Origin of the sequence: Streptomyces sp. ICC4 (assembly GCF_003287915.1) — a bacterium.
Lineage (GTDB): Bacteria > Actinomycetota > Actinomycetes > Streptomycetales > Streptomycetaceae > Streptomyces > Streptomyces tritrimontium.
This window is the reverse complement of sequence record NZ_CP030286.1, coordinates 8439998-8463614: the sequence shown is the minus strand read 5'-3', so window position 1 is coordinate 8463614 and position 23617 is coordinate 8439998. Positions and strand designations below refer to the sequence as shown.

The 23617-nt window shown below is 74.9% G+C and carries 14 protein-coding genes and 1 pseudogene; 9 read left to right on the top strand and 6 right to left on the bottom strand.

All coding sequences use genetic code 11. From position 1 onward, the window contains the following. Window positions 1-54: 54 nt before the first annotated feature. The 4 genes from DRB89_RS39740 to DRB89_RS39725 all read left to right on the top strand — a co-directional run bounded on the left by DRB89_RS39740 (window position 55) and on the right by DRB89_RS39725 (window position 4604). Window positions 55-561: a hypothetical protein gene (locus DRB89_RS39740; protein ID WP_112463691.1), complete on the top strand. Its 507-nt coding sequence runs from the start codon at window positions 55-57 to the stop codon at window positions 559-561. A gap of 4 nt (window positions 562-565) precedes the next feature. Continuing rightward, window positions 566-3139, top strand: coding sequence for an MXAN_6230/SCO0854 family RING domain-containing protein (locus DRB89_RS39735; RefSeq protein ID WP_239516934.1), 2574 nt, complete (start codon window positions 566-568; stop codon window positions 3137-3139). 81 nt (window positions 3140-3220) lie between these two features. After that, window positions 3221-4195: a DEDDh family exonuclease gene (locus tag DRB89_RS39730; RefSeq protein WP_112451396.1), complete on the top strand. Its 975-nt coding sequence runs from the start codon at window positions 3221-3223 to the stop codon at window positions 4193-4195. 175 nt (window positions 4196-4370) lie between these two features. Beyond that, the gene (locus tag DRB89_RS39725; RefSeq protein ID WP_112453882.1) at window positions 4371-4604 is read left to right on the top strand and encodes a hypothetical protein; all 234 of its coding nucleotides are present in this window, start codon (window positions 4371-4373) and stop codon (window positions 4602-4604) included. On the opposite strand, the gene DRB89_RS46170 is transcribed toward DRB89_RS39725, so the two are convergent. From DRB89_RS46170 to DRB89_RS39710, 3 genes are all read right to left on the bottom strand, one after another. Continuing rightward, entirely contained in the window at window positions 4588-7080 is a 2493-nt protein-coding gene (locus DRB89_RS46170) for a hypothetical protein (RefSeq protein WP_112463690.1), read from the bottom strand. The two genes, DRB89_RS39725 and DRB89_RS46170, sit on opposite strands and share 17 nt — an antisense overlap. Next, a complete protein-coding gene (gene pstS / locus DRB89_RS39715; RefSeq protein ID WP_112452001.1) occupies window positions 7080-8819 on the bottom strand; it encodes a phosphate ABC transporter substrate-binding protein PstS in 1740 nt (579 codons plus the stop codon). Before pstS ends, DRB89_RS46170 begins: the two co-directional genes overlap by 1 nt. A 114-nt stretch (window positions 8820-8933) precedes the next feature. Next, on the bottom strand, window positions 8934-9533 hold the full coding sequence (locus DRB89_RS39710; protein WP_112452749.1) for a TetR/AcrR family transcriptional regulator: 600 nt from the start codon (window positions 9531-9533) through the stop codon (window positions 8934-8936). Window positions 9534-9674: 141 nt separating this feature from the next. Between DRB89_RS39710 and DRB89_RS39705 the strand changes: the two genes are divergently transcribed. Next, a complete protein-coding gene (locus tag DRB89_RS39705; RefSeq protein WP_112452748.1) occupies window positions 9675-11228 on the top strand; it encodes an MFS transporter in 1554 nt (517 codons plus the stop codon). An 87-nt stretch (window positions 11229-11315) separates the two neighbouring features. Here DRB89_RS39705 and DRB89_RS39700 read toward each other — a convergent pair whose 3' ends face one another. After that, window positions 11316-12947, bottom strand: coding sequence for a DUF4173 domain-containing protein (locus DRB89_RS39700; protein ID WP_239516613.1), 1632 nt, complete (start codon window positions 12945-12947; stop codon window positions 11316-11318). Window positions 12948-13312: 365 nt separating this feature from the next. Between DRB89_RS39700 and DRB89_RS39695 the strand changes: the two are divergent. The 4 genes and pseudogenes from DRB89_RS39695 to DRB89_RS39680 all read left to right on the top strand — a co-directional run. Next, a pseudogene (locus tag DRB89_RS39695) lies at window positions 13313-13612 on the top strand (cation acetate symporter); the annotation flags it as partial. After that, a complete protein-coding gene (locus tag DRB89_RS39690) occupies window positions 13609-14844 on the top strand; it encodes a histidine kinase (RefSeq protein ID WP_112450371.1) in 1236 nt (411 codons plus the stop codon). The pseudogene DRB89_RS39695 and the gene DRB89_RS39690, both read left to right, overlap by 4 nt. 56 nt (window positions 14845-14900) lie before the next feature. Continuing rightward, the gene (locus DRB89_RS39685; RefSeq protein ID WP_162688921.1) at window positions 14901-18899 is read left to right on the top strand and encodes an SDR family NAD(P)-dependent oxidoreductase; all 3999 of its coding nucleotides are present in this window, start codon (window positions 14901-14903) and stop codon (window positions 18897-18899) included. Then, window positions 18892-21879 carry a type I polyketide synthase gene (locus tag DRB89_RS39680; protein WP_239516611.1) on the top strand — a complete coding sequence of 996 codons (2988 nt, stop codon included), beginning with the start codon at window positions 18892-18894 and terminating at the stop codon, window positions 21877-21879. Before DRB89_RS39685 ends, DRB89_RS39680 begins: the two co-directional genes overlap by 8 nt. On the opposite strand, the gene DRB89_RS39675 is transcribed toward DRB89_RS39680, so the two are convergent. Both DRB89_RS39675 and ugpC read right to left on the bottom strand, forming a co-directional pair. After that, a complete protein-coding gene (locus DRB89_RS39675) occupies window positions 21798-22211 on the bottom strand; it encodes a hypothetical protein (RefSeq protein ID WP_112452737.1) in 414 nt (137 codons plus the stop codon). The genes DRB89_RS39680 and DRB89_RS39675 overlap by 82 nt on opposite strands. A 215-nt stretch (window positions 22212-22426) precedes the next feature. Further along, entirely contained in the window at window positions 22427-23515 is a 1089-nt protein-coding gene (gene ugpC, locus DRB89_RS39670) for a sn-glycerol-3-phosphate ABC transporter ATP-binding protein UgpC (RefSeq protein ID WP_112452738.1), read from the bottom strand. Window positions 23516-23617: the final 102 nt, after the last annotated feature.

Sequence of the window (23617 nt, the reverse complement as noted above, 5' to 3'; positions counted from 1 at the left end):
GGTCCGTTGCGGTCGGACTGGACGTCGTAGGAGTCGTCGGGGCGGGAGTGCCGCATGTTCACAGAGGTTCGCGGGAGGGCCGTACGGGGCTTCCTGCCGGCCGCCATCTGCTGCGCCCTGCTCCTCGGCGGCGCCGGGTACGTGTGGGGGCTGCGCGGGCTGGCCGCCCACGTCTCCGAGGGCGATCCCGGCCGGGGCAGCTACGTCCAGGACACCCGGAGCGCCGACAGCGCGGCGGGCACTCTCCTGGACGGCGCGGCCGACGGCGTCGTCGTCGGCCGCGGCGGCAGCGGCGGCAGCGGCGGCAGCGGCGGCAGCGGCGGCAGCGGCGGCAGCGGCGGCGAAGGGGGCGGGGGCGGCGGGGGGCGCGGCGGCGACGAGCCGCCGGAGCCCTCCGTGTCCGCCGAGCCCCCCGGCCCCCCGCCGGCCGGGACGGTCCCCCCCGAGCCGGCCTCCGGCGCGCTGTTCTCCCCCGGCGCCGACGGTTTTTTGTTTTTTTTTTCATGCAGAAGTCTGCTTACGTGGTTTCTTCCGGTTTCGTGGGTTCGGATATGTTTATAAGAGACTGCTGTTGCGCCGTCTGCACACCGTCTACGTCGACCAGGCCGGGCCGCGCCCGGGCGATCCGTCGACGGCCGAGGGCCTGGTGGCCCTGGAGGCCGAACTGCTCGACCGGGGCTTCGCCCTGACGGGCCCGCTGCGTTCGGCGCTCGCCTGGCTCGGCCCCACCGGACTCGCCTCCGCGGGCGGGCAGTTGATCGGGGACATCGACATCCTGCTGGGGGCCGACCGCACCCACATGCCGCTGTTCCGCTCCTTCCCCGCCTCCGTGCCGCAGAACACCCGCGCCCTGTGGGTCGACCGCGTCCTCACCCTCCTGCTGCAGTGGCCGGACCAGCCCTGCGTGCTGTGCGCGGCCGTCGGCAGCGTCCACCCCGTCGCGCCGTGCGCCCACCTCGTCTGCCGTGACTGCTGGGACGGCGCCGACTACTCGGGCTGCCCGATCTGCCACCGGCGGATCGACCCCGCGGACCCCTTCCTGCGGCCGGCCCCGCAGCCTGCCGGCGACGTGCCCGCGGGCGGCGGTCCGCTGCAGCTGCTGAACTTCGCCGCCGACCGGGCGGCCGACTCGGTCACCGCCCTCGGGAAGCTGCTCGCCCGCCGCACCCCGCTCTCGCCGCAGGACACCGAAGAGGCCCGGGTGCTCCTCGCCCACGCGCCGGCCGACCTCGGGTGGCTCCCGCAGGAGATCCCGGTCCGGGAGACCAAGGCGCTGGTGCTGGGCACCCTGCTGCGCGACCGCCGCACGCGGGCGAACGCACGGGCCCTGCTGCCCGGGCGGCTCACCACCGCCACCGACGTGCTGCGGCTGCTCGCCGTGTGGTCCGGCGGCGAGGCGAACCTGCTGGAGCCGGCGCGCGTGCGCTCCCTGCCGCGCCCGCTGCGGCGCGAACTGCTCGCCGTCCTGGACGCCCTCGATCCGGCCCTGCTCGTCGAGGACGTACTGCGCCACCCGGACCCGTGGAAGCGCGCCGCCGAGACCCTGCACCCCTTCGAGCAGCACGTGCGCCATCCGCGCGCCGCCCTCGCCTTCGCCGTGCTGCGCGGGACCGACACCAGCGCCACCGCACTCGGTGCCGCGCTGCTCGCCACCGCCGCCCGGTACCCGCACGCGGTACGGGTCGACGGCTCCCGCGTCCGGGCGGCCACGTGGAAGGGCCGCGCCGAGGAGGCACTGCGCGGGGGCGATCCGGACCGGGCCCTGGCCGTGCTGGCCGAACGGCCCGGCGAACTCGTACGACGCCTTGACCACCTGCTGCGGCTGTACGCGGCCGACACCCTGCCCCCACGGGTGGCCGAAGTGCTGTCGCAGCGGCTGCCGGAGGCCGGGCCGGGCCCCGTGCTGTCCGCGCTCGGGCAGCTCCGGACCCGCCATCTGCCCGGCACCCGGCGGGTGTTCTTCCCGCGCGGGCAGGTCGCGCACTCCTTCACCCTCGACGACGCCCGGCCCCCGCTGGCCGAGGCGGTGACCCGCGCGGTCTGCGGGCTGTTCGAGGGCGAGGTCCTGCGCAGGCTGGCCGCGGCCGACCCGTACGACGTGGCGGTCCTCGACACCCGCCTCGCCCACCTGCACGTCCCGGCCACCGAGCGGGCGGCGGCGAAAGCCCTGGTCACCGTCCCCAAGGGCAGTTTCCAGGCCCTGCCCGACGGCGAGGTGCTGCGCATGTTCCTGCACTGGACGGAGCCGCCGAGGAAGCGGGTGGACCTGGACCTGTCCGTGGTGCTGTTCGACGCCGACTGGAACTACGCGGGCCTGTGCGACTACACGAGCCTGTCCTACGGCAAGGGGGCGGTCGTCCACTCCGGGGACCTCACCTCGGCGCCCGCGCCCGCCGGGGCGAGCGAGTACGTGGACATCGATCCGGACGCCCTCGCGGAGGCCGGCGTGCGCTTCGCCATGCCGGTCGTCTTCAGCTTCGACAACATCCCCTTCGAGCTGCTGCCCGACGCCTTCGCCGGGTTCATGGCCCTGACCGGCCGATCCGGCCGCACGTCCCGCTACGACCCGCGGACGGTACGGCAGCGCTACGACCTGGTCGGCAACTCGCGGATCCACGTGCCGCTCCTCGTCGACCTCGAGCGGCGCGGCTTCCTGTGGACCGACGTCCACCTCCCGGACGACGAGGGCTACCACAGCGTGGGGGCGCACCAGGAGGACCTGGCCCGGATCGGCCGCGACCTGTTCCAGTACTTCTCCAGCGGCCGCACCACCCTGTGGGAGCTGGCCGGTTGGCACGCGGCCGCGCGCTGCCGCGAGGTCGCCGTCCTGCGCCGCACTCCCCGGCCGAGCGACCCCGACGAGCTGTGGACCTACCGGCGGGGGGCCGGCGAGGACACCGCGGCCTTCGCCGCCCGGCTCCTCGGCCTGCGCGATCCGGACGGCGTGGTGCGCTCCGCCGAGGCCGGCTCCCTCGCGGGAGCCGCCGCCTCCGGGCGCTCCGCCTTCCTCGCCCTGGTGGACGGCGACGTCGCACCGGCCGGTGCGACCGGCTGCGCGTACCGGCTGCTGCCGGGGCCCGTTGACGGCTGCGGCCTCGAACGGCTCGCCGCGGGCGACCTCGTCGCCGCACTCGGCTGAGGACCCCGCGGGCCGGACCGGCGGGAGGGGCGTCGTCATCGCGGCCACGAGTGTCGGCGCGGGCCGATATCCTCTGTGACCATGCTCGCCGACCGTACGACCGCAGAGACGATGTGGCCGACCGCGTACCCACAGGGGTACGCGGTCGTCGACGTGGAGACCACCGGGCTCGCTCGCGACGACCGGATAATCTCCGCCGCCGTCTACCGGCTCGACGCTCAGGGCAACGTCGAGGACCACTGGTACACGCTGGTCAACCCGCTCCGGGACCCCGGCCCCGTGTGGATCCACGGTCTGACCAGCGACATGCTCCAGGACGCGCCGCTCTTCAAGGACATCGCCGAGGAGTTCGCCGGCCGGCTCGCCGACCGGGTGCTGGTCGCGCACAACGCGATCTTCGACTGGCAGATGATCGCCCGCGAGTACGCCCGGGCCGCCGCGACCGCGCCGGTCCGCCAGCGGCTGTGCACCATCGCCCTGTCGAAGGAGCTGAACCTCCCGCTGCCCAACCACAAGCTGGAGTCGCTCGCCGCGCACTTCGGCGTGGTCCAGCAGCGCGCCCACCACGCGCTCGACGACGCCCGCGTCCTCGCGGAGGCGTTCCGCCCCTCCCTGCACGCGGCCGCGCGGGACAACGTACGGCTGCCCTTGCTGGAATGCCGGCCGCTGACGGAGTGGTCGGACACCCCGGCCGCCCCGCGCGTCGGCCACCAGGCCTCCTACGGGGCCGGCTCGAGCTGGCGCCCCTCGCGCAAGCGGCCGCCGTGCCCCTACCCGAACCCGGGGCGCTGGGCGGACGGCACGCCGCTCCGGCAGGGCATGCGGATCGCGTTCTCCGGCGACACCTCCGTGGACCGGGAGCTCCTGGAGGACCGCGCGGTCGAGGCGGGCCTGCACATCGCGACGAGCGTGTCGCGGCTCACGAGCCTGCTCGTGACGAACGACCCGGACTCGGCGACCTCCAAGACGGTCAAGGCGAAGACCTTCGGCACCCCCGTCGTCGACGAGGCGGCCTTCACCCAGCTCCTGCGGGACGTGGACCCGGCGCAGGACTGAGCCCCGGTGCGGGAATGAGCCCCGGCGGGCCCGGGAGCGGGCCGGACCGGGTCGGGCCGGAGCCCGGTCCCGGAGCCCGGTCCCGGGGCCTCGCGTTGGGCCGGCCGGGTGCAGGCGCGGCGACTCACCCCGGTGGATCTTGTTCCGACCGGCCGCCCTGCGCAGCATGCGGCGCATGGCACGTTGCGAAGTCTGCGGAAACGATTACGGCATGTCCTTCGAGGTGCACGCGCAGGGCGCCGTGCACGTCTTCGACTGCTTCTCCTGCGCCATCCACCGCATGGCGCCCATCTGTGAGCACTGCCGGGTCCAGATCATCGGCCAGGGCGTCGAGGTGGAGGGGCAGTGGTTCTGCGGCGGGCACTGCGCCCGCGCGGAAGGGAAGGTGGGCATCACCGACCGCGTGTGACTCCCCGCCCGCCCGTCCGGCCCCGCCCGGCCCCCTGGGCCGGGTGGCGGGCCCGCGCCCCCACGCCGCCGGCTCCGGGTGCGGCGGGGGCCGGTGCGGGCGCGCCGCCCTGGGCGGAGCCGGCGCCCGCCGTCGAAGCCCCCGCGGCGGAGGTCCCGGTACCGGCCGGGCCGGATCCCGAGGAGGCCTGGGAGCCGCCCGCGGTGGCCGACGTACCGTTCGAGGAGCCTGATCCGCCCGACGCGGCGCCCTCCTCGGAGGGCTTCTTGCCCGCTTCGGAGCCCACCCGCCCGGCCGCGGCCCGGGTCTGGGCGCGCAGGGCCTCGGGCAGCGGGGCGTAGCCGGGCGGCAGGCTGCCGGCGGCCACGCCCGGGCTCTGGCCCCGGTCGGCCGCGTAGGCCAGCAGGGCGCCGTAGTCCTTGCCCTCCGCGACGGTGAGGTCGGCGGGCACGGTCGCGGCGTACGTGAGGACCGTGAGCGGGTAGGCCGCCGGATCGGTGGCCGCGGGGTCGGGGGTGCTCACCCCGTCCGCCCCGGGCTTGCGGGCGTTCGCGGCGGCGATGAGGGCGGCCGGCTCGGGGGCGGTGAACCGGCCGGCCGCGTTCAGCAGTTCGGCGCGCACCAGGCCGTACCGGTCGGCGGTGGCGGTGTCGGTGACGGCGAGCACGGCGCGCAGTCCGGCCGGCTGCGGCGGGTCCTTCTTGTAGGCGGGAGGGGTGGCGGTGGCGTCCCAGGAGGTGCGGGCCAGGGTGTCGCCCCGGCTCGCGGCGCGTGCGGCGGCGTGCATGTCCGTGGCGTAGGGGTGCTTGTCCTGGACGCAGAGCGGGAAGTTCGGGCGGTCGTCGAAGGGCTGGCAGAAGGGGTCGCTCTTGGGGAAGGTGTCGGTCGGCAGGCTGATCCCCTTGTAGTTCGGGTTCACCGCCATGCCGGCGTACGAGGCGTCCCCGTGGGCCCCCGCGTTGTCGGGCACTCCGCTGAGGAACTCCCGGGCCTCCGGGTCCCGCGCCACCCACTCCCACAGCTGGCGGGTGGTGTCGGCGAGCGGCTGCGGTACGAGCGCGTCGCCGAGCTTGCCGCCGAAGTCGAGGCCCGCGTAGGCGGGGTTGTGCCGCAGGAACTCCGGGTCCCGGCCGAGGTTCTCGGGGTTCTTCGCGGTGCTCTCGGCGAAGCGGGAGTTGCCGTCCTTGTACGACTCGGTCAGCAGCTTCGCCACGAGGCGCGGGGTCAGCCGCAGGGAGCCGAGCCGGGTGCCGTTGCGCGCCCTGACCTCCTCCGGGGCCTGGAATCCGGCCTGGCTCTCGATGAAGAAGCCGAGGGTGATGCCGGAGAGGGCGACGGGCGCGTACACGGGCTTGCGGGCGGCGTCGGCCGGCGCCGCCCGGCCGAGGTAGACCAGCCCGGGGGCTCCGGAGAGCAGTTTGACGCGGGCCGTCTCGTCGGGGACCTGGGCGTAGCCGTAGACGGCCTTGCCGCCGGTCTGGCACAGGGCGGGCTGCCAGCGGGTGACGGCCTCGGCGGCCATCTCGCTGCCGATGGTGCCGCGTTCCTCGGCGCCGATGGGGCAGTAGTCGCCGATGGGTTCGAAGCCGAGGGGGACGGCGATGCGCTGCTTCCAGTTGGCCGGGCTGAGCGGGGAGGACTGGAGCTGTCCGCCGGACTGGCCGGTGTACGGGCTGCCGTCGATCTCGTGGGTGCCGCGCGGCACGACGACCAGCCAGCAGCCGCGGCCGGTCACGGCCCCCCGTGCGTCGCGGAGGGCGGATCCGCAGCCGAGTCCGGGGGCCTCGACGGCGGTCTGGGTCTCGAACCAGACCTCGCCGGCGCCGCGGGCGTTGGTTCGGGCGTAGGGGACCTCGTTGGTGCTGTTGACGTCGAAGAACTCGTTCCAGTTGCCCTGGCTGACGGGGTCCCCGCCGACCGTGCGGAAGGGGGCGTACGAGATCCCGCTCGGGGTGGCGGGCGGCAGCGGCAGGTGCTCGCCGTCCTGGAGGTTGGCCCCGTAGTTGAGCTGGCGGCTGTTGGTGTAGGCGCCGGCGGCCTGGTTGCCCGCTCCGGCCCCGAGGGCGGAGGAGCCGCCGAACTGGCACTGGTCGGTGGTGGGGCCGGTCTGCGCGTCGCCCCAGCACTGCATGATCTGGAGGTAGTTCGCGTGGTACGCGGTGTCCGAGACGGTGGTCGCGCCGCCGGTCCACGAGACCTTGACGACCTGGTCGACGAGGTTGCGGGTCTGGCTGACGGTCACCTTGAGGGCGGCGAAGTCCCCGGTTCCGGACACGGTGGCCGCGGAGCCCGGGTCCGCGCCGGCGGCGTAGGCGGGCTGCGCGCCCAGGCCGCCGGGGCCGGCCGCGGCGACCACGGGGAGCAGCACCAGGCACAGCGAGCCGAGCAGCAGCCGGATCCGGCGCGGGGCCCGCAGGAGGGCCGCGGGGCGCGTCAGTTGGGTCGCGGTGCGCGTCAGTTGGGTCGCGGTGCGCATCAGGAGCCGCCTGCCGTGCGCCGGTGCCGGGTCATGTGCCGGGTGACCAGCGGCGGGGCGACGGTCACCGCGAGCAGGATCAGGGCGCCGAGCACCATCAGGACGGTCTGCAGGGAACCGCCGATGCCGTTCGCGGTGGTGACGGGTATCCCGAACAGGTCGCCCGCCCCGGCCGCGAGCGGGCGGCCCGTCTGCGGGTCGACTCCCCCGGTGTCGGCGCCGCCGGACGCGGCGGCCGCGCCGTCTCCCGTACCGCCGTCGGCCGCGGCGCCGCCCGTCGCGCCGGCGGAACCCGCGCCGCCGTCACCCGTACCGCCCGTGCCCGGTCCGCCCGTGCCCGTGGCGCCGCCGGAGGCCGCGCCGCCCGCGCCCGTGGCACCTCCCGAGCCGGAGCCGCCCGAGGCGCTGCCGGTCTGGGTGGGCGTCTTGTTGCCGCCGGTGCCGGTCTCGCACTGGGTGGCACCCCGCTTGTCGCAGTCGGGTGGCTGCGGGGCGGTCTGGGCGAGGGTGTTGGTGCCGTCGGCGGAGAAGGTGGGGTTCTTGCAGTTCTTGATGTCGATGTTCGCCACGGTCACGCCGGGGATGCGGCGGACCTGTTCCAGACCGGCCTGGACGAGGTTGACGGGCAGCGGAGAGTACCCGAGCCGGTCGACCGAGCGCTGTCCCTCGCAGAGGAAGTAGTAGGCGAAGGCGCCGAGCGCCTTGCCCTTCTGCGGGTTGAAGTTCGACTCCTGCGCGGTCGGGATGATCATGTAGCTGTAGCTGGAGAGCGGGTAGGTGCGGTTGTCGGTGCCCGCGTAGACCCCGTCCAGCTTCTGGGTGAGGTCGGACTCGATCCGCGCCTTGCCGAGGGAGACCGCGACGTTCTGGGCGGTGGGCTCGGTGTAGTAGCCCGCCTCGTTGAGGATCTTGGCCACGGGGAAGCCCGTCGTGGAGACCGCGTAGGAGTACTCCACGTAGGTGATGGTGCCGATGTTGCCCTCTTGGGCGACGTAGCCGGAGACCCCGTTGGATCCGGACTGCCCCACGAACCCGCGGCTGGTGGGAAAGTTGGAGGTCTCCCCGCAGGGGGTGGTACGGCCGGCCTTGGCGCAGTAGGCGTCCCACAGCGATCCGTGGCGGGTGCTCAGCCACTTGGTCAGCTGGGCCGTCGTGCCCGAGCCGTCGGAGCGGACGACGGGGACGATCTTGCGGGCGGGGAGGGAGGCGGCGAGCGCCGGGTTGTCGGCCTTGATGGCCGCGTCGTTCCACGTGGTGATCACGCCGGTGAAGATCTTGGCGACGACCTCGCCGGAGAGCCTCAGGTTGGTGACGCGGCGGTTGCCGATCTTGAGGTTGTACATGAAGGCCGTGCCGCCCGCGACGATCGGCATGTAGCTGAACTTGCGCGAGGGTGGCGGGTCGACGACCCCGGAGTCCTTGATCCCGTAGGGGATCTCGGAGACCGCGAAGTCGACGGTGCCGTTGCGGAACTGGTTGCGGCCGTCGGACGATCCCGTACCGCTGTAGTTGACGGTCATGCCGTACTGCTTGACGTTGGCACGCCACTGGTCGAGGGCGTTCTGGCTCCAGGTGGAACCGGCGCCGGAGACCGGTACGTAGCTTTCGGCGGCGGCGGGCGCCGCGCCGGGCAGGGCGGCGGCCAACACGGCCAGGAGCAGCGCGAGTCCGCGGACGAGGAAGCGTGCGCGCACGCCCGAGGGGGCGCGCACGGGGTATGCCGGGGGTCGTCCGGGCATCGGGAACTCTCCTGATCGGTGACAGATCGTACGAATGGACGCGCGCGGCCCGTCTGGGGAAGCTACGCAGCGGAGTCCTCCGGCAGCGTCAGATGGGTATAGGAGACAGCCGTCTCACACCCTGAGCAGCGGCACCATGACCTCGTCGACCATTTCCGCGATGTCCGCGTCCTGCCATTCACTTCCGCACACCTTCGCGCGGTACATCATCACCGCCGGAATGACCTCGACCAGGATCGGGCCAGTGGCGTCCGGCCGCACGTCACCACGGTCGATTCCGCGCCTCACCAGCTCACCGATCAACCGGTGTGCCGGTTCGTGCAGGCCGGACCAGATCAGGCCGTGGAACCGGCGCGCATGAGCGTGGTCGCACTCGTGAAGCACCGCCTGCAGCGCCTGCCCGGCGCGCGAGCGCATGACGTCCCGCATCCGCACGCACAGCGCGAAGAGGTCCTCGCGCACCGATCCCAGGTCCGGGATCTGGTCGAGCGGCGGCAGCCGCGTCCGCAGCGCGTCGGCCACCAGGTCCGTCTTCGAGGGCCAGCGCCGGTACAGCGCCGCCTTTCCGGTGCGCGCACCGGAGGCCACGCCCTCCATCGTGAGCGCGTTCCAGCCCACCGTGCCCAGTTGTTCCAACGCGGCGTCGAGAATCGCCCGTTCGAGCTCGGGCCCGCGCCTGCGCACCCCGGGCGCCTGCGACCAGCGCGAACCCATCGCTCCCGTACCTCCGCCCGGCCCGCGCGTCCCTCGCACGTATTTACAGCCTTAGTGAACGCTTGCGTTCCCTAAGGCCGCTCCCTACCGTGGCTCGATGTGAACGCACGAGTTCACTATTTCACTTTGGGGGGATCCACAGTGACGACTCCTCAGCTCTCCACACCCCGAATACCGGGCGCGGCCCGCCGCGAGGGGCGTCCTGGAGTGGCGCTCACCGTCATCGCCGCCTGTCAGCTCATGGTCGTCCTCGACGCGACGATCGTGAACATCGCGCTCCCGCACATGCAGACCGACCTGGAGATGACCACCACGGACCTGTCCTGGGTGATCAGCGCCTACACGCTCGCCTTCGGCGGTCTGCTCCTGCTCGGCGGCCGCGCCGGCGACATCCTCGGCCGCCGGCGCGTCTTCCTGACCGGCATCCTGATCTTCACCCTGGCCTCCCTGCTCGGCGGTTTCGCCCAGGAGCCCTGGCAACTCCTCATCGCGCGCGCCCTGCAGGGCGTCGGCGGCGCCATCGCCTCGCCGACCTCGCTCGCCCTGATCACCACGACGTTCGCCGAGGGCCCCGAGCGCAACCGCGCCTTCGGCGTGTTCGCCGCCGTTTCCGCGGGCGGCGGCGCCATCGGACTGCTCGCCGGCGGCATGCTCACCGAGTGGCTGGACTGGCGCTGGGTCCTCTTCGTCAACGTGCCGATCGGCCTGCTGATCGCCTTCCTGACCCCGCTCTACATCAACGAGTCCGAGCGCCATCCCGGCCGCTTCGACATCGCCGGCGCGCTCACCTCCACCGGCGGCATGGCCGCGCTCGTCTACGGGTTCATCCGCGCCTCCCAGGACGGCTGGCGCGACGCCCTGACCATCGGCTCGTTCGCCGTGGCCGTGCTGCTGCTCGCCGCCTTCGTGCTGATCGAGTCCCGGGCCCCCGATCCGATCATCCCGCTGCGCATGTTCGCCGACCGCAACCGCACCGGTACGTACGTGGTCATGCTCAGCCTCGCCGCCGCGATGTTCGGCATGTTCTTCTTCATCGTCCAGTTCGTGCAGAACGTACTGGGCTTCTCCCCGATCCAGTCGGGCCTCGGCTTCCTGCCCGTCACGGTCGCCATCATCACCGCCGCCGGGCTCTCGCAGCGCCTGCTGCCCCGCTTCGGCCCCAAGCCGTTCATGGTCGCCGGATCCGCGCTCACCGGCATCGGGCTGGCCTGGCTGACGTTCATCGAACCCGACAGCTCGTACCTCTCCGGCGTGCTGGGCCCGATGCTGCTGTTCGGCTTCGGCATGGGCCTCAACTTCGTCACCCTCACCCTCACAGCGGTCTCCGGGGTGGCGCCGCGGGAGGCCGGCGCGGCCTCCGGGCTGCTCAACGCCAGCCAGCAGGTCGGCGGCTCCCTGGGGCTGTCCATCCTGGTCACCGTCTTCGGCACGGCCGGCCTGAACGAGGCCGAGAAGCAGGTCCCGGACTTCATGGCGCACGCCGACCAGGCCCAGGCGGCGCTCTTCCGGCAGACCGGGCGGCTGCCCGACCCCTGGGGGGACGTCGTCCTGACCCGGGGGATCGCGACCGCCTTCATCGCCGCCGTGGCCATGGCCGGCGTCGCGCTCGTCACCGCGCTGCTGGTGATCCGGGTGCGCAGGAGCGACCTGGAGGCCCTCAACGGGGTCGCCGCCGAAGCCGGTCCGGCGGCCTGAACAGCAGGTTCCGTACGAGGGCCCCGGCGCGGGGAAGATCCCGCGCCGGGGCCCTCGTACTCCTGCCACGTGATCCCGTACGCGGGATCAGTACTCGATCCGGGTGCTGAAGGTGCCCAGCCGCTTGCACTCCTCGTACGAGGCCTTCACCGGCCGCTCGCGCAGGATCTGCCGGGCGCGGCGCTCCGCCAGGCTCATGGCGTACCAGGGGACTTCGCCCGCGTCCGCCAGATCGTCGTTGATCGCGCGCAGGGCGCAGGACCGCTGCGGCTCGGGCAGCCGGTCCAGACCCGGGACCGCGTCGGCCGACAAGGACTGGAAGTAGGCCAGGTCGATCTTGCCGGCCCGTTCGAACCGCGCGACGTTGCCCTCCGCGATCATCCCGTCAGGGGACAGCAGACCGAAGGCCAGTACGGCGGCCACCGCGCTCCCGGCGACCGCACGCGGCAGCCAGCGGGCGCCGAACACCCCGGCGGCCATGATCAGGACGATGACCAGGCCGAGCCACAGCTCCATCCCCGCGACCGAAACGCGCAGCCGGGTCAGCCCGTACGCGTCCACGTACAGGTCCATGCGGTGCAGCGCCGAGGCGACCACGACGAGGGTCAGCGCGCACAGCGTGCCGAGCACGGCACGCACCAGCCGGCGGTCGCCGGCTCCGCCGCGCGGGGCCCAGCGCAGGGCGAGCGCGATCACGGCGAGGGTGAGCAGGGTGGCCCAGAGCAGCTGCCAGAAGCCCTGGCGGGCGTACTCGGAGTAGGAGAGGCCGGTGGCCGCGAGGACCTCGCGGTAGCCGCCGAACAGCACGGTGAGCTGGACGGCGTTGAACCCCGCGAAGAGCAGGTTCAGCACGACGAGCGGGAGCGCCCACTCCACTCGGGAGCGCGCCTTGCCCGGCGCCACCTCGATGCGGTCCCAGCGGGACGGCCCGGCGGCGGTGCGGGCGACGGCGAGCGCGAGGACGGTGCCCAGCAGGAAGAGCAGGAAGCGGACGGGCCCGTCCACTCCGCTGACGTCGGGGGTCAGTCCGCTGAGCACGTCCGCGAAGGCGGCGTCGGCGGAGGCGAACAGCGCGCCGAAGAGCACCAGCAGGGCCACCGCCACCAGGGCGGCCTTCACGACGGGCAGCCAGCGGTCCCGGTTCCCGCTGCCCCGCGAGCGCACCCCGGTCCACAGCCAGCGCACGCCGAGGACCGCGGAGTCGACGAAGCCGACGGGGCTGAGCAGGATGCCAGGCCAGCTGCGGCTGCCGTGCAGAGCCAGCGCGCCGGTCAGGACGGCGGCGAACAGGGCCAGCGTGGAGGGCCAGGCGGAGTCCCGCAGCGCCGGGACGGCGAGCAGCCCGAGACAGCCGAGCGCCCAGACCGCGGTCCACGGGCGGGCGGTGCGTCCGGCCCTGCGGGCGGCGAGGTACGCGCCGAAGAGGGCCGGCACGACGGCGAGGAGCAGACCGGGGCCCAGCCCGTCGCCGAGCAGCAGGGCCACGGCGACGCCGGAGGCGACGGCCGCGCCGAGCACGGCGGCCGGGATCGGCTCCGCGACGGCGGGCCGGGCGGCTTCGGCCCAGGCGAGCGGGGCCAGCGACCAGGCGCCCGAGGCAGTTCGCTGCTTGCGCAGCTGATGGGTCTGCCACGCCCGGGGGTCCCACCCGGGCGGCACCGGGGCCGGCCCGCCGGGAGCCGACTGGGCGGGGACCTGCGGCGCCGAGGTCTGCGGCACCTGGGCCTGCGGCGCCGACGTCTGCGGGACCGAGGTCTGCGGCGCCGACGTCTGCGGGACCGAGGTCTGCGGCGCCGACGTCTGCGGGACCGAGGTCTGCGGCGCCGACGTCTGCGGGACCGAGGTCTGCGGTGCCGAGGGGCTGGCTTCGCGGTGCTCTCGCGCGGCTACCGCTCGCCGCGGCGCCCCCGCGGGACGGCGGCGCGGGTCCGTCGTGGGCCGCGTCGACGTCCCGCGGCGAAGGGAAGCCGCGCGGGAGCACCGCGAAGCCGGCCGGGGACCAGCCGCGGCAGTCGGCGACGGGCACGACCTGCCCCGGGCGGGCGCCGGAGGGCACCACGGGCTCGTGGCTGCGCACGTCGCCGAGCGCGGTGCTGGCGACGCGGGCCGGGATGGCTCCGGCCGGCTGGCCGAACACGCTGCTGGCGTGGCCGGCGGTGTGGTCGGTGCCGCTGGGCTTCCTGACGATGGTGGTGGTCTCGATGGGCACGCGCGGGCGGATCCCGGCGGGGACGGCGGCGACCCTGGCCCGGCTGCACCTGCCGGAGGACGTGGCCGGTGAGGTGGCGGGCGACATGACGCGCGAGGTGGTGCGCGAGGTGACGCGTGACGGGCCGGCCCGCGCGGGCGGCGGCGCGCACGGCGGGAAGGGCGGTGCTCCATGACCGGAGCAGTGCTCTTGATCCTGGGGGCGGCCGGGGCCGCGCTGCTGCTCGGCGCCGGCTGGGCGGGCGGCCGGTGGCAGGCCCGGCGCGGCGAACGAGCCCTCGGCCTCGACCTGGGCACCCCCGTCGAGCGGGCCACCTTCCACACCCTGCACACCGCCTCGCTCGCCGCTCCCCCGCTGCGCGCCGGCCTCACCGAGGACGCCGCCCGCAAGGCCGCCAAACGCCTGCGCTCCCTGCTCGGCACCGAGGCGCTGTGCCTGACGGACCGCACGCACGTCCTGGCCTGGGACGGCCCCGGCGCCGACCACCACGAGCGCCGCGCGATGGTCCGGGTGGCGGAACTGCTGGACTCGGGACGCAGTCAGAGCGTGCGCACCGAGTGCGAGCGGCCCGGCTGCCCGCTGAAGTGGGCGGTGGTGGCCCCGCTGACCGGTGAGGACGGGATGCTGGGCGCCCTGGTGGCCTACGGGTCGCGGGAGTCGGCGGTCCTGGTGCGGGCCGCGACCGAGGTCGCGCGCTGGGTCTCCGTACAGCTGGAGCTGTCCGAGCTGGACCGCTCGCGGACCCGGCTGATGGAGGCGGAGATCAAGGCGCTGCGCGCGCAGATCTCCCCGCACTTCATCTTCAACTCCCTCGCCGCGATCGCCTCGTTCGTGCGGACCGATCCGGAGCGGGCCCGGGACCTGCTGCTGGAGTTCGCGGACTTCACCCGCTACTCCTTCCGCCGGCACGGGGAGTTCACCACGCTGGCCGAGGAGCTGCGGTCCATCGAGCAGTATCTGGCGCTGGCCGGGGCCCGGTTCGGGGAGCGGCTGAAGCTGACCTTGCAGGTGGCGCCCGAAGTGCTGCCGGTGGCGCTGCCGTTCCTGTGCCTCCAGCCACTGGTGGAGAACGCGGTCAAGCACGGCCTGGAGGACTCCACCGAGGAGTGCCGGATCACGATCGCCGCCCGGGACGCGGGCGCGGAAGCGCTGATCACCATCGAGGACAACGGCGTCGGAATGGATCCGGCCCTGCTGCGCCGGATCCTGGCCGGGGAGCACGCGGGCTCCTCTTCGGGCATCGGGCTGACCAATGTGGACGAGCGGCTGCGCCAGGTGTACGGGGACGGCCACGGGCTCGTCATCGAAACGGGTGTCGGCGCGGGCATGAAGATCACGGTACGGATTCCCAAATACCGGGCGGGAGTGCACAGTTCGGCCCCGGGTGGCCGAATTCCCCGGCGCTGACCGGAGCGGGAGCTGCCATCCTGGGGACGGCGCGGACGACCGGAGGGATCGCCGACGTGCGGGTCGGGCGGGAGCAGCACCGGGAAGAGCTACGGGCACGGGTACGGGCGGGCGCGGAGGGCGAAGGAGCCTGCCTGATCGTGGAAGGCGAGGCGGGCGCGGGGCGGACCGCGCTCCTGCGCGAGGCGCTGGCCCAGGCGGCCGCGCTCGACTTCCGGGTCCGGTACGGGGCCGTCGAGGCGCCGGCCCCGGAGCTGCCGCTGCGCTCCGCACTGAACTGCCTGCACCCTGTCGGCCCCGGGCGGGCACGGGTGCTGGACCTGCTGCGGGAGGCCCGGCGGTCGGCCGAGCCCGACGGGGCGCTGCTGGCGGCCCTGGACCTGCTGGCCTCCGACGTCGAGGAGTGGTGCGCGGGGCGGCCGCTGCTGCTGGCCCTGGACGACCTCCAGTGGGCCGATCCGGCGAGCCTGCTGCTGTGGCACCAGCTCGCCCGGGCCACGCGGCGGCTGCCCCTGCTGCTGGTGGCGGCCCGCCGGCCGCTGCCCCGGCGGCCCGAGGTGGAGCGGTTGTGCGCGGACCTGGGCGGCGGGCCGCGCGGGCGCACGCTGCGGCTGGAGCCGTTGACCGGGGCGGAGTCGGCCGCGCTGGTCCGGGAGGTGCTGGGGGCGGCGCCCGGCCCGCGGCTGCGCGAGGCCGCCGGGCAGGCGGGCGGCAATCCCCGGCTGCTGCGGGAGCTGCTCGCGCACTGGTCCGGGGTGATCGAGGTCGGCGGGGGCCGCGCGGAGCTGGCCCTGCCGGTCGGGGCGCTGCCGCCGCCACCGCCGGCCGTGGCCCGGGAGGCGGGGCAGCTCTCCCCGGCCGCGGGGGCCCTGCTGCGGCACGCGGCGCTGCTCGGCCCGGCCTTCACCGCGCGCGAGCTGGCCCTCGTACGGGGGCGGCCGGTGCGGGAGGTGCTCGCGGACCTGGAGGAGCCGCTGCTGGCCGGCCTGGTGGAAGCCGACCCGGAGGCGGAGCCCGCAGAGTCCCCGCAGGCCGGCTCGCGGACGGGAACGGCCGGTCCCGGAACGGCGGCCGGTCCGGGAACCTCCGGAGGCACGGGCGGCGGCGCCCTGCGGCTGCGGCATCCGGCGGTGCGGCTCGCCCTGTACGCCGCCCTGCCCCGGGCGGCCCGCACCGCCCTGCACCAGGACGCCGCGCGGGCCTTCGCCGGGGCCGGGCTCGATCCCGTCCGCACTGCCGGCCAACTGCTCGGCGGCGGGGCGCTGGAGCCGTGGGCGATGCGGTGGACGGCCGAGTCCGCCCCGGCCCTGGTCGGGCGGGCGCCCGAACCGGCGGCCGCCCTGCTGCGCCTGGCCGTGGACCAGGCCGGGCAAGCCGATCAGGCCGGGCAGGCCGAGCAGGCCGGCGGGGGCGACGGGGGCGGACCGCTCCGCGAAGCCCTCGAGGACGGCCTCGCGGACGCCGCGCTGGTGCTGCGCCGACCCGAGTCCGCCGAGCTCCTGCGGGGCTTGCGGGAGCGGACCGCGCACCCCGGGCGGCGGGCCCTGCTGGCCTTCAAGCTGGTGTCGGCGCTGATGATCCGGGGGGACATGGCCCGCTCCCTGGAGGTCACCGAGGAAGCGCTGGCCGAGCACGTGGCCGACCCCCGCCTGCGGCTGCGCCTGGAGGCCTGCCGGGTGCTGGCACTGGCCGATCTGCACCGGCCCGCGCGGGCGTGCGAACTGGCCGGCCCGCTGGTGGCGGAGGCCGCCCGGCTCGGCGACCCGCTGTGCGGGGCCGAGGCCGAACACGCCATGTCCTTCGCGCTGTTCCACCTCAACCGGGGCCGGGAATCGCTGAGCCACATCGCGGCCGGGATCGCCCACGCCCGGCGCAGCCCGGCGGCCGACGACATGCGGCTGCTGCTGCTCGCCAACCAGGCGGAGGGCCACCTGCGGTTCGACGAGCCGCGGGTCTCCGCGGACGCGCTGCGGGAGGCCCGGGAGCTGGCGGCCAGGACCGGTTCGAGGGGCCGGCTGGTGGTGACGGAGGCCCTGCTGGCCGATCTCGACTACCGGTTCGGCGACTGGGACGCGGCCCTGACCGGGCTCGCACGGGCGCGGGCCGTGCCCGTGTCGGACGGCTGGCTGCCGGTGCTGACGCACGGACTGCGCGCGCTGATCCTGGGGCACCGCGGCGAACAGGAGGCGGCACGGGCGGAGTTGGCGGTGCTCGCGCCGGACGCCTGCGCGACGCGGTCGGGCCGCCGGCACTCCGCGCGCATCCTGCTGGCGCGGGCCCTGCTGGCGGAGCGCGACGGCCGCCTGCGCGACGCGGTGGACGCGTTGCGGCCCGCACTGCAGGACGGTGCGGACGAGGCGGTGGCCTTCGACCGTCCCTGGGCGCTGTCGGAGGCCGTCCGGCTCGCGCTGGAGTGCGGGGACCCGGACACGGCCCGGGCCGCGGGCGCCGCCTGTGCGCGCCTGGCGACGGCCCTGCCCGGCCACCCGGGTCCGGCGCTGGCCCTGCTGCGCTGCCGCGGGCTGTTCGCGCAGGACCCGGAGCAGGCGTCTGAGGGGCGCAAGAGGCAGGCCCTGCCCGCCCCCGCGGCCCCCCTCAGCCGGCTGCGCGTGGACCTGCTGCCGCTGCCGGCGGCGCCCGGGAACCCGGAAGCCCTGCGGGGCCTGCGCGTCGGTGTCGTCGGGGACGGCCAGGGCCTCGCGCCCGCGCTCACCGCGGCCTTGACGTCCCTCGGCGCCCTGCCGGTGGAGCTCGCCGAGGCGGACGCCGGCTTCGACGCGGTCCTCGACCTCTCCGCCCTGCGGCCCGGCGCCGTGCCCGTGATGCCCGAGGTCTTCCCCGGACTGCGGCGGGCCCTGACCGCGGGCGTGGACCGGCTCCTCCTGGTCACCGCGCACGGCGGCACCCCCGGGGCCGGACTGCACGGCTTCGCCCGCAGCGCCGCCCTGGAGTTCCCCGGCCGGCTCATCCGCGCGGTGGACGTCCACCCCAAGGAGGACCCCGAGCGGATCGCGGCGCAGCTCCTCGCCGAGCTGGGCTGCGAGCTGCCCGGCCCCCTCGACGCCGCGGGCTCCGCCGCGGACCCCGACACCGCCCCCGCCTCCGTCGGGTACACCGCCGAGGGCGTACGGACGACCCGCCGGCCGGTGCCCGCACCGCTCGCCGCCCCCGCCGGCGGACGGCCCCCGCTCGACCGGGAGTCCGTGGTCCTGCTCACCGGCGGGGCCCGGGGGATCACCGCACGGACCGCCCTCGCGCTGGCCCGGGCCACCGGATGCCACGTCGAGCTGATGGGACGTACGCCCCAACCCCCCTCCGAGGCCGACGGGTTCGGGCACGCCGCCGACCGGGTCGCCCTGCGCGCGGCCCTGATCGCCACCGGGCTGCGCACCCCCGCGGAGATCGAGGCCGCGGCCTCGCGGATCCTCGCCGAGCGCGAGGTGCGGGCCACCCTGTCGTCCCTCGCCGCCGTGGCCGCCTCCGTGCGCTACCACTGCGCGGACGTCACGGACGAGCGGGCGGTCCGGGCCGTCGTGGCCGACGTACGGGCGCGGCACGGGCGGCTCGACGGCATCGTGCACGGCGCCGGGACGCTGTCCGACGGACTGCTCCGGGACAAGCAACCCGCCGTGTTCGCGGAGGTGTTCACCACGAAGGTGACCGGAGCCCGCCACCTCGCCGCCGCCGCGGCCGAGCACGGCACGGCGCCCGCGCCCCGGTTCCTGGCCCTGTTCGGCAGCGTGGCCGGGGTGTACGGAAACCGCGGCCAGAGCGACTACGCCGCCGCCAACGACGCCCTCGACACCCTCGCCCACACCTGGGCGACCGGCGGTGGCGGCGCGGCCTTCCCGGGCCGGGTGCTGTCCCTGGACTGGGGTCCCTGGGCCGCGGAGGCGGGCGGGATGGTCAGCCCCGAACTGGCCCGTGCGTACGCCCGGCGCGGCATCCCGCTCATCGAGCCGGAGGCGGGCGCCGCCGCGTTCCTCGCCGAACTCGCCCACGGGAGCGACGTACAGGTGGTCCTGATGGCCGGGGGGAGTGGGGAGCGTGGCTGACCGGCGGCGGCAGCGCGGCCCGCGTCCGGCCGACGCGGCGATCGTCGGGATGGGCGTGGTCTTCCCGGGCGCCGCGGACCTGGCGCAGTACCGCGGCAACCTCCTCGCGGGCACCGACTGCATCGGCGACGTGCCGCCGGGGCGCTGGGACCCCGAGGTGTACTACGACCCGGCCGGCGCCTCCGGACCGGTGGCCGGCGACCGGTTCTACTGCCGGCGCGGCGGCTTCGTGGACGGGCTCGCCGACTTCGACCCGACCCGGTTCGGGATCATGCCGGCCGCCGTGGAAGGCGCCGAACCGGACCAGATGCTGGCCCTGCACGCGACGGCCGCGGCGATCGCCGACGCGGGCGGCGAGGACCGGCTGCCCGCCGACCGCTCACGGATCGGGGTGGTGCTGGGGCGCGGCGGATTCATGGGTGTGGCCACGGCCCGCCTCGACCAACGCGTGCGCACAGCACACCAGTTGGCGCAGACCCTGCGGGAACTCGCGCCCGAGCTGGGCGAACGCCGGATCGCGGCCGTGCGCTCCGCCTTCCAGGACGCCCTGGGACCGGAGCGGCCGGACGCCTCGATCGGGCTCGTGCCGAGCTTCACGGCCGCCCGGACCGCCAACCGGCTCGACTTCCGCGGCCCCGCCTACACCCTGGACGCGGCCTGCGCCTCCTCGCTGCTGGCGGTCGACCAGGCGGTGGGACTGCTGGCCGGCGGGCGCTGCGACGCGGTGGTCGCCGGGGCCGTGCACCACTGCCACATCGCCACCCTGTGGAGCGTGTTCACGCAGCTGCGGGCCCTGAGCCCGAGCGAGCGCATCCGGCCCTTCGACCGCCGGGCCGACGGGACCCTGCTGTCCGAGGGCACGGGCGTGGTGCTGCTGAAGCGGCTGGCGGACGCGGAGCGGGCCGGCGACCGGATCTACGCCGTGATCCGCGGCACGGGCGTCGCGGGCGACGGCAAGGCGGCCAGCCTGATGAGCCCGCTGGTCGCCGGCCAGGTGCAAGCGCTGGAACGGGCCTGGCGGGAAGCGGGCCTGGACCCGCGGGCGCCCGGCGCCCTGGGACTGATCGAGGCGCACGGCACCGGGACCCCGGTCGGGGACGCGGCCGAACTCGACACCCTGGCCCAGGTGTTCGGTCCCCCCGGCGCGGGCGGCGGCGACGGCGACGGTATCGGCTTCGGCTCCGTGAAGTCGATGCTCGGGCACACCATGCAGGCCTCCGGCATGGCCGGGCTGATCAAGGCGGCCCTCGCGGTGTACGAGGGGGTGCTGCCGCCGACCCTGCACCTGGAGGAACCCCACCCGGACCTGGCGCGGACCCGGATGCGGCCGGTGACCACGGCCGGACCCTGGGAGCGCGGACCGGCTCCGCGCCGGGCCGGGGTCAACGCCTTCGGCTTCGGCGGCATCAACGCGCACGTCGTGCTGGAGGAGGCGCCCGGAGCCGTGCACCGGGCCGCGCCCGTACGGCGGTTCCTGCCCCTGGGCGGCGCGGCCGCGCCGGTGGGGACCGTCGAGCGGGAGGACGTGCTCCTGATCGGGGCGGCCGATGCGGCGGAACTGTCGGCCAGGCTCGCGGCCGGCTCCCCGGCGTCCGGTGGCGAGGGGCCGTGCCGGCTCGCCGTGCTGGGGCCGACGCCCCAGCGCCTCGCGCTGGCCGCGAAGGTGGTGGCGCGCGGCAAGGCTTGGCGGGGGCGCGGGGACGTGTGGTTCGCACCGCAGCCGCTCGGTGGCCGGGTGGCCTTCCTGTTCCCGGGCCTGGAACCGGAGTTCACCCCGGCACTGGACGACGTGGCGGACCGGCTCGGGCTGGAGCGCCCGCGGCTGAGCCGGGGCGGCGAGCTGATGGAGCGGGCCCTGGACGCGATCGCGACCGGCCGCTTCCTGGCCCGCGCGCTGCCGGAGCTCGGCGTCGAAGCCGATGTGCTGGCGGGCCACAGCCTGGGGGAGTGGGCCGGAATGGTCGCGGCCGGCATGTATCCCGAGGACACGGCCGACCTCTTCCTCGACTCGCTGCGTCCGGGGTCGCTCAAGGTTCCCGACCTCCTCTACGCGGCGTTGGGATGCGGAACCCGGCGGGCGGAAGCGGCGCTCCACGGCCTCGACGCAGTGGTGGTCAGCCACGACAACTGCCCCCACCAGTCGGTGATCTGCGGGGAGCCCGGCCAAGTGGCCACCGTGCTCGCCCGGTTGCGGGCCGAAGGGGTCCTCGGCCAGGAACTCCCCTTCCGCTCCGGATTCCACACTCCGATGTGGGAGCCCTACCTCGGCCAGGTCCGCGCGGCGTTCGGGCGGCTGCCGCTGCGCCCGGGCACGCGCCCGCTGTGGTCGGCGACCACCTGCGAGCCGTTCCCCGCGGACCCGGACGACGTGCGCCGCCTCGTGGTGCGCCACCTCCTGGAGCCGGTCCGGTTCCGCGAGCTGACGCTCCGCCTGTACGAGGAGGCGGGCGTCCGCAGCTTCGTCACGCTGGGCCCGGGCAGCCTGCCGGGCTTCGTGGAGGACACCCTGCGCGAGCGCCCCCACCTGTCCGTCGCGGCCTCCTCTCCCCGCCTCACCGGTCTCGCCGCCCTGCGGCGCACCTGCGCCGCCCTGTGGACCGAGGGCCGCGCCCCGCGCTGGGAGCGCCTGCTCCCGGCGGGGCCGGACACCGCGGGCCGGGCGGCCGCCGTACCGCCCGCCGCACCGCCCGCCCGGCCCGCCCCGGCGGCCCGCGGGCGGACCGTGCCCCTGGACCTCGGGTCCCCGCTGGTCCGCCTCGGCGAGGCGGACCAGCGGGGACCCGAGGTCCAGGGGCACGGTCCGCCCGAGGCACCGAGTCTTACACAGGGGAGATCGTCGGCGGCGTCGGATGGTTATAAGAGACAGGTGCGGGCGAGGGCGGTGGGCGGCGGCGGCCGTCAGCCCATGGAGGCGACGCCGGACGCGTACGCGGTGTCGCACACCGGCCGCGCGAACGACTGCGCCTTCGTCGGCCCGTAGGCGTCCACCGCGGCCCGCCCGAGCGCCCGCGCGATGCCCGCGCAGTGCTCGGCGAGCGACGGCCGCCGGTCGACCTCCTGCTGGAGGTGGGTGAGCACGTCACCCGGCTGCTCGCCCTGCTGCATCTCGCCCAACAGCCTGTCGCGCAGGACGTCCTGAGCGGCACGCGGCTTCGCGGGGACGGAGACGTCCTCGGCGGACGCGGTGAGGATCTGGGAGGGGGTGTTGTCCGCCCAGGGGACCATGGTGACCGCGAGGGTCCCGGACAGGACCAGGACGACGGGCAGGACCAGGGCGAGGGATCGGCCGATACGGCGGGCAGTGTGGGTCACGAGGGCGAGAGTAGCGCTCGGTGAAGATTTGGCGACATTTAGTCACCCGGTCGGGGGATGGTTCGACGTGGCTTTTCGAATTAAGGGTTGACGAATGCGGCCGAATGGCCCGATCTGTCGGAAGTGCGGTACCCCGGAAAGCCGGAACTCACGCCGAAGGGGCGCCCCTTGACGGGACGCCCCTTCGGTGTGGCCGATCGGTGTGGCCGGTCGGGTCAGCCGGAAAGGCGGGCACCCGACGAGGTCGAGAACACGTGGATCTCATCGGCGCGCGGCACGACGTGCAGCGTCGAGCCCTTCTCGGGGACGTGGCGGCCGCTCACGCGCACCACGATGTCCTGCGAGCCCTCGGAGTGCGAGGTCGAGCCGTAGACGTAGCCGTCGGCACCGAGCTCCTCCACCACGTTCACGGTGATCGTCAGACCGCCCGTGTCGCCGATGTCGAAGTGCTCGGGGCGCACGCCGACCGTGACCGTGCGGTCGCCCGCGTCGGCGGCCGCGGACAGCGCCTCGCGCGACACCGGGACGACGCTCTCGCCGAACTTCACGCCGCCGTCGGCGATCGGGACCTCGACGAGGTTCATCGCCGGCGAGCCGATGAAGCCGGCGACGAAGAGGTTCGCGGGACGGTCGTACATGTTGCGCGGGGTGTCGACCTGCTGCAGCAGACCGTCCTTGAGCACCGCCACGCGGTCGCCCATCGTCATCGCCTCGACCTGGTCGTGGGTGACGTAGACGGTGGTGATGCCGAGGTCGCGCTGGAGCGCCGCGATCTGCGTACGGGTGGACACGCGCAGCTTGGCGTCGAGGTTCGACAGCGGCTCGTCCATGAGGAACACCTGCGGCTTGCGCACGATCGCGCGGCCCATCGCGACGCGCTGGCGCTGGCCGCCCGAGAGCGCCTTCGGCTTGCGGTCGAGGTACTGGGTCAGGTCCAGCATCTTCGCCGCGTCCTCCACCTTCTTGCGGATGGTGGCCTTGTCCTCGCCGGCGATCTTGAGCGCGAAGCCCATGTTGTCGGCGACCGACATGTGCGGGTACAGCGCGTAGTTCTGGAACACCATCGCGATGTCCCGGTCCTTGGGCGGCAGGTGCGTGACGTCGCGGTCACCGATGCGGATGGCACCGCCGTTCACGTCCTCCAGGCCGGCGAGCATGCGCAGCGAGGTGGACTTGCCGCAGCCGGAGGGGCCGACGAGGACGAGGAACTCGCCGTCCGCGATCTCCAGCTCCAGCTGGTCGACGGCGGGCTTGTCGCCGCCCGGGTACAGACGGGTCGCCTTGTCGAAAGTGACAGAAGCCATGGTGATGAATCCCTTCTACCGGCAGGAACGTGCCGGACGATCCGAGTGGAAGGTCTAGTCCAGTGACTGGACGCGGAGCCGACGCTACCGGCCGCGGCGCCT

Bases quoted from the DNA above. Each gene is read 5' to 3' on its own strand.
- DRB89_RS39730 (WP_112451396.1), top strand. From the start codon at position 3,221: ATGCTCGCCGACCGTACGACCGCAGAGACGATGTGGCCGACCGCGTAC.
- ugpC (WP_112452738.1), bottom strand. From the start codon at position 23,515: ATGGCTTCTGTCACTTTCGACAAGGCGACCCGTCTGTACCCGGGCGGC.
- DRB89_RS39690 (WP_112450371.1), top strand. From the start codon at position 13,609: ATGACCGGAGCAGTGCTCTTGATCCTGGGGGCGGCCGGGGCCGCGCTG.
- DRB89_RS39725 (WP_112453882.1), top strand. From the start codon at position 4,371: ATGGCACGTTGCGAAGTCTGCGGAAACGATTACGGCATGTCCTTCGAG.
- pstS (WP_112452001.1), bottom strand. From the start codon at position 8,819: ATGCCCGGACGACCCCCGGCATACCCCGTGCGCGCCCCCTCGGGCGTG.
- DRB89_RS39740 (WP_112463691.1), top strand. From the start codon at position 55: ATGTTCACAGAGGTTCGCGGGAGGGCCGTACGGGGCTTCCTGCCGGCC.
- DRB89_RS39710 (WP_112452749.1), bottom strand. From the start codon at position 9,533: ATGGGTTCGCGCTGGTCGCAGGCGCCCGGGGTGCGCAGGCGCGGGCCC.
- DRB89_RS46170 (WP_112463690.1), bottom strand. From the start codon at position 7,080: ATGCGCACCGCGACCCAACTGACGCGCACCGCGACCCAACTGACGCGC.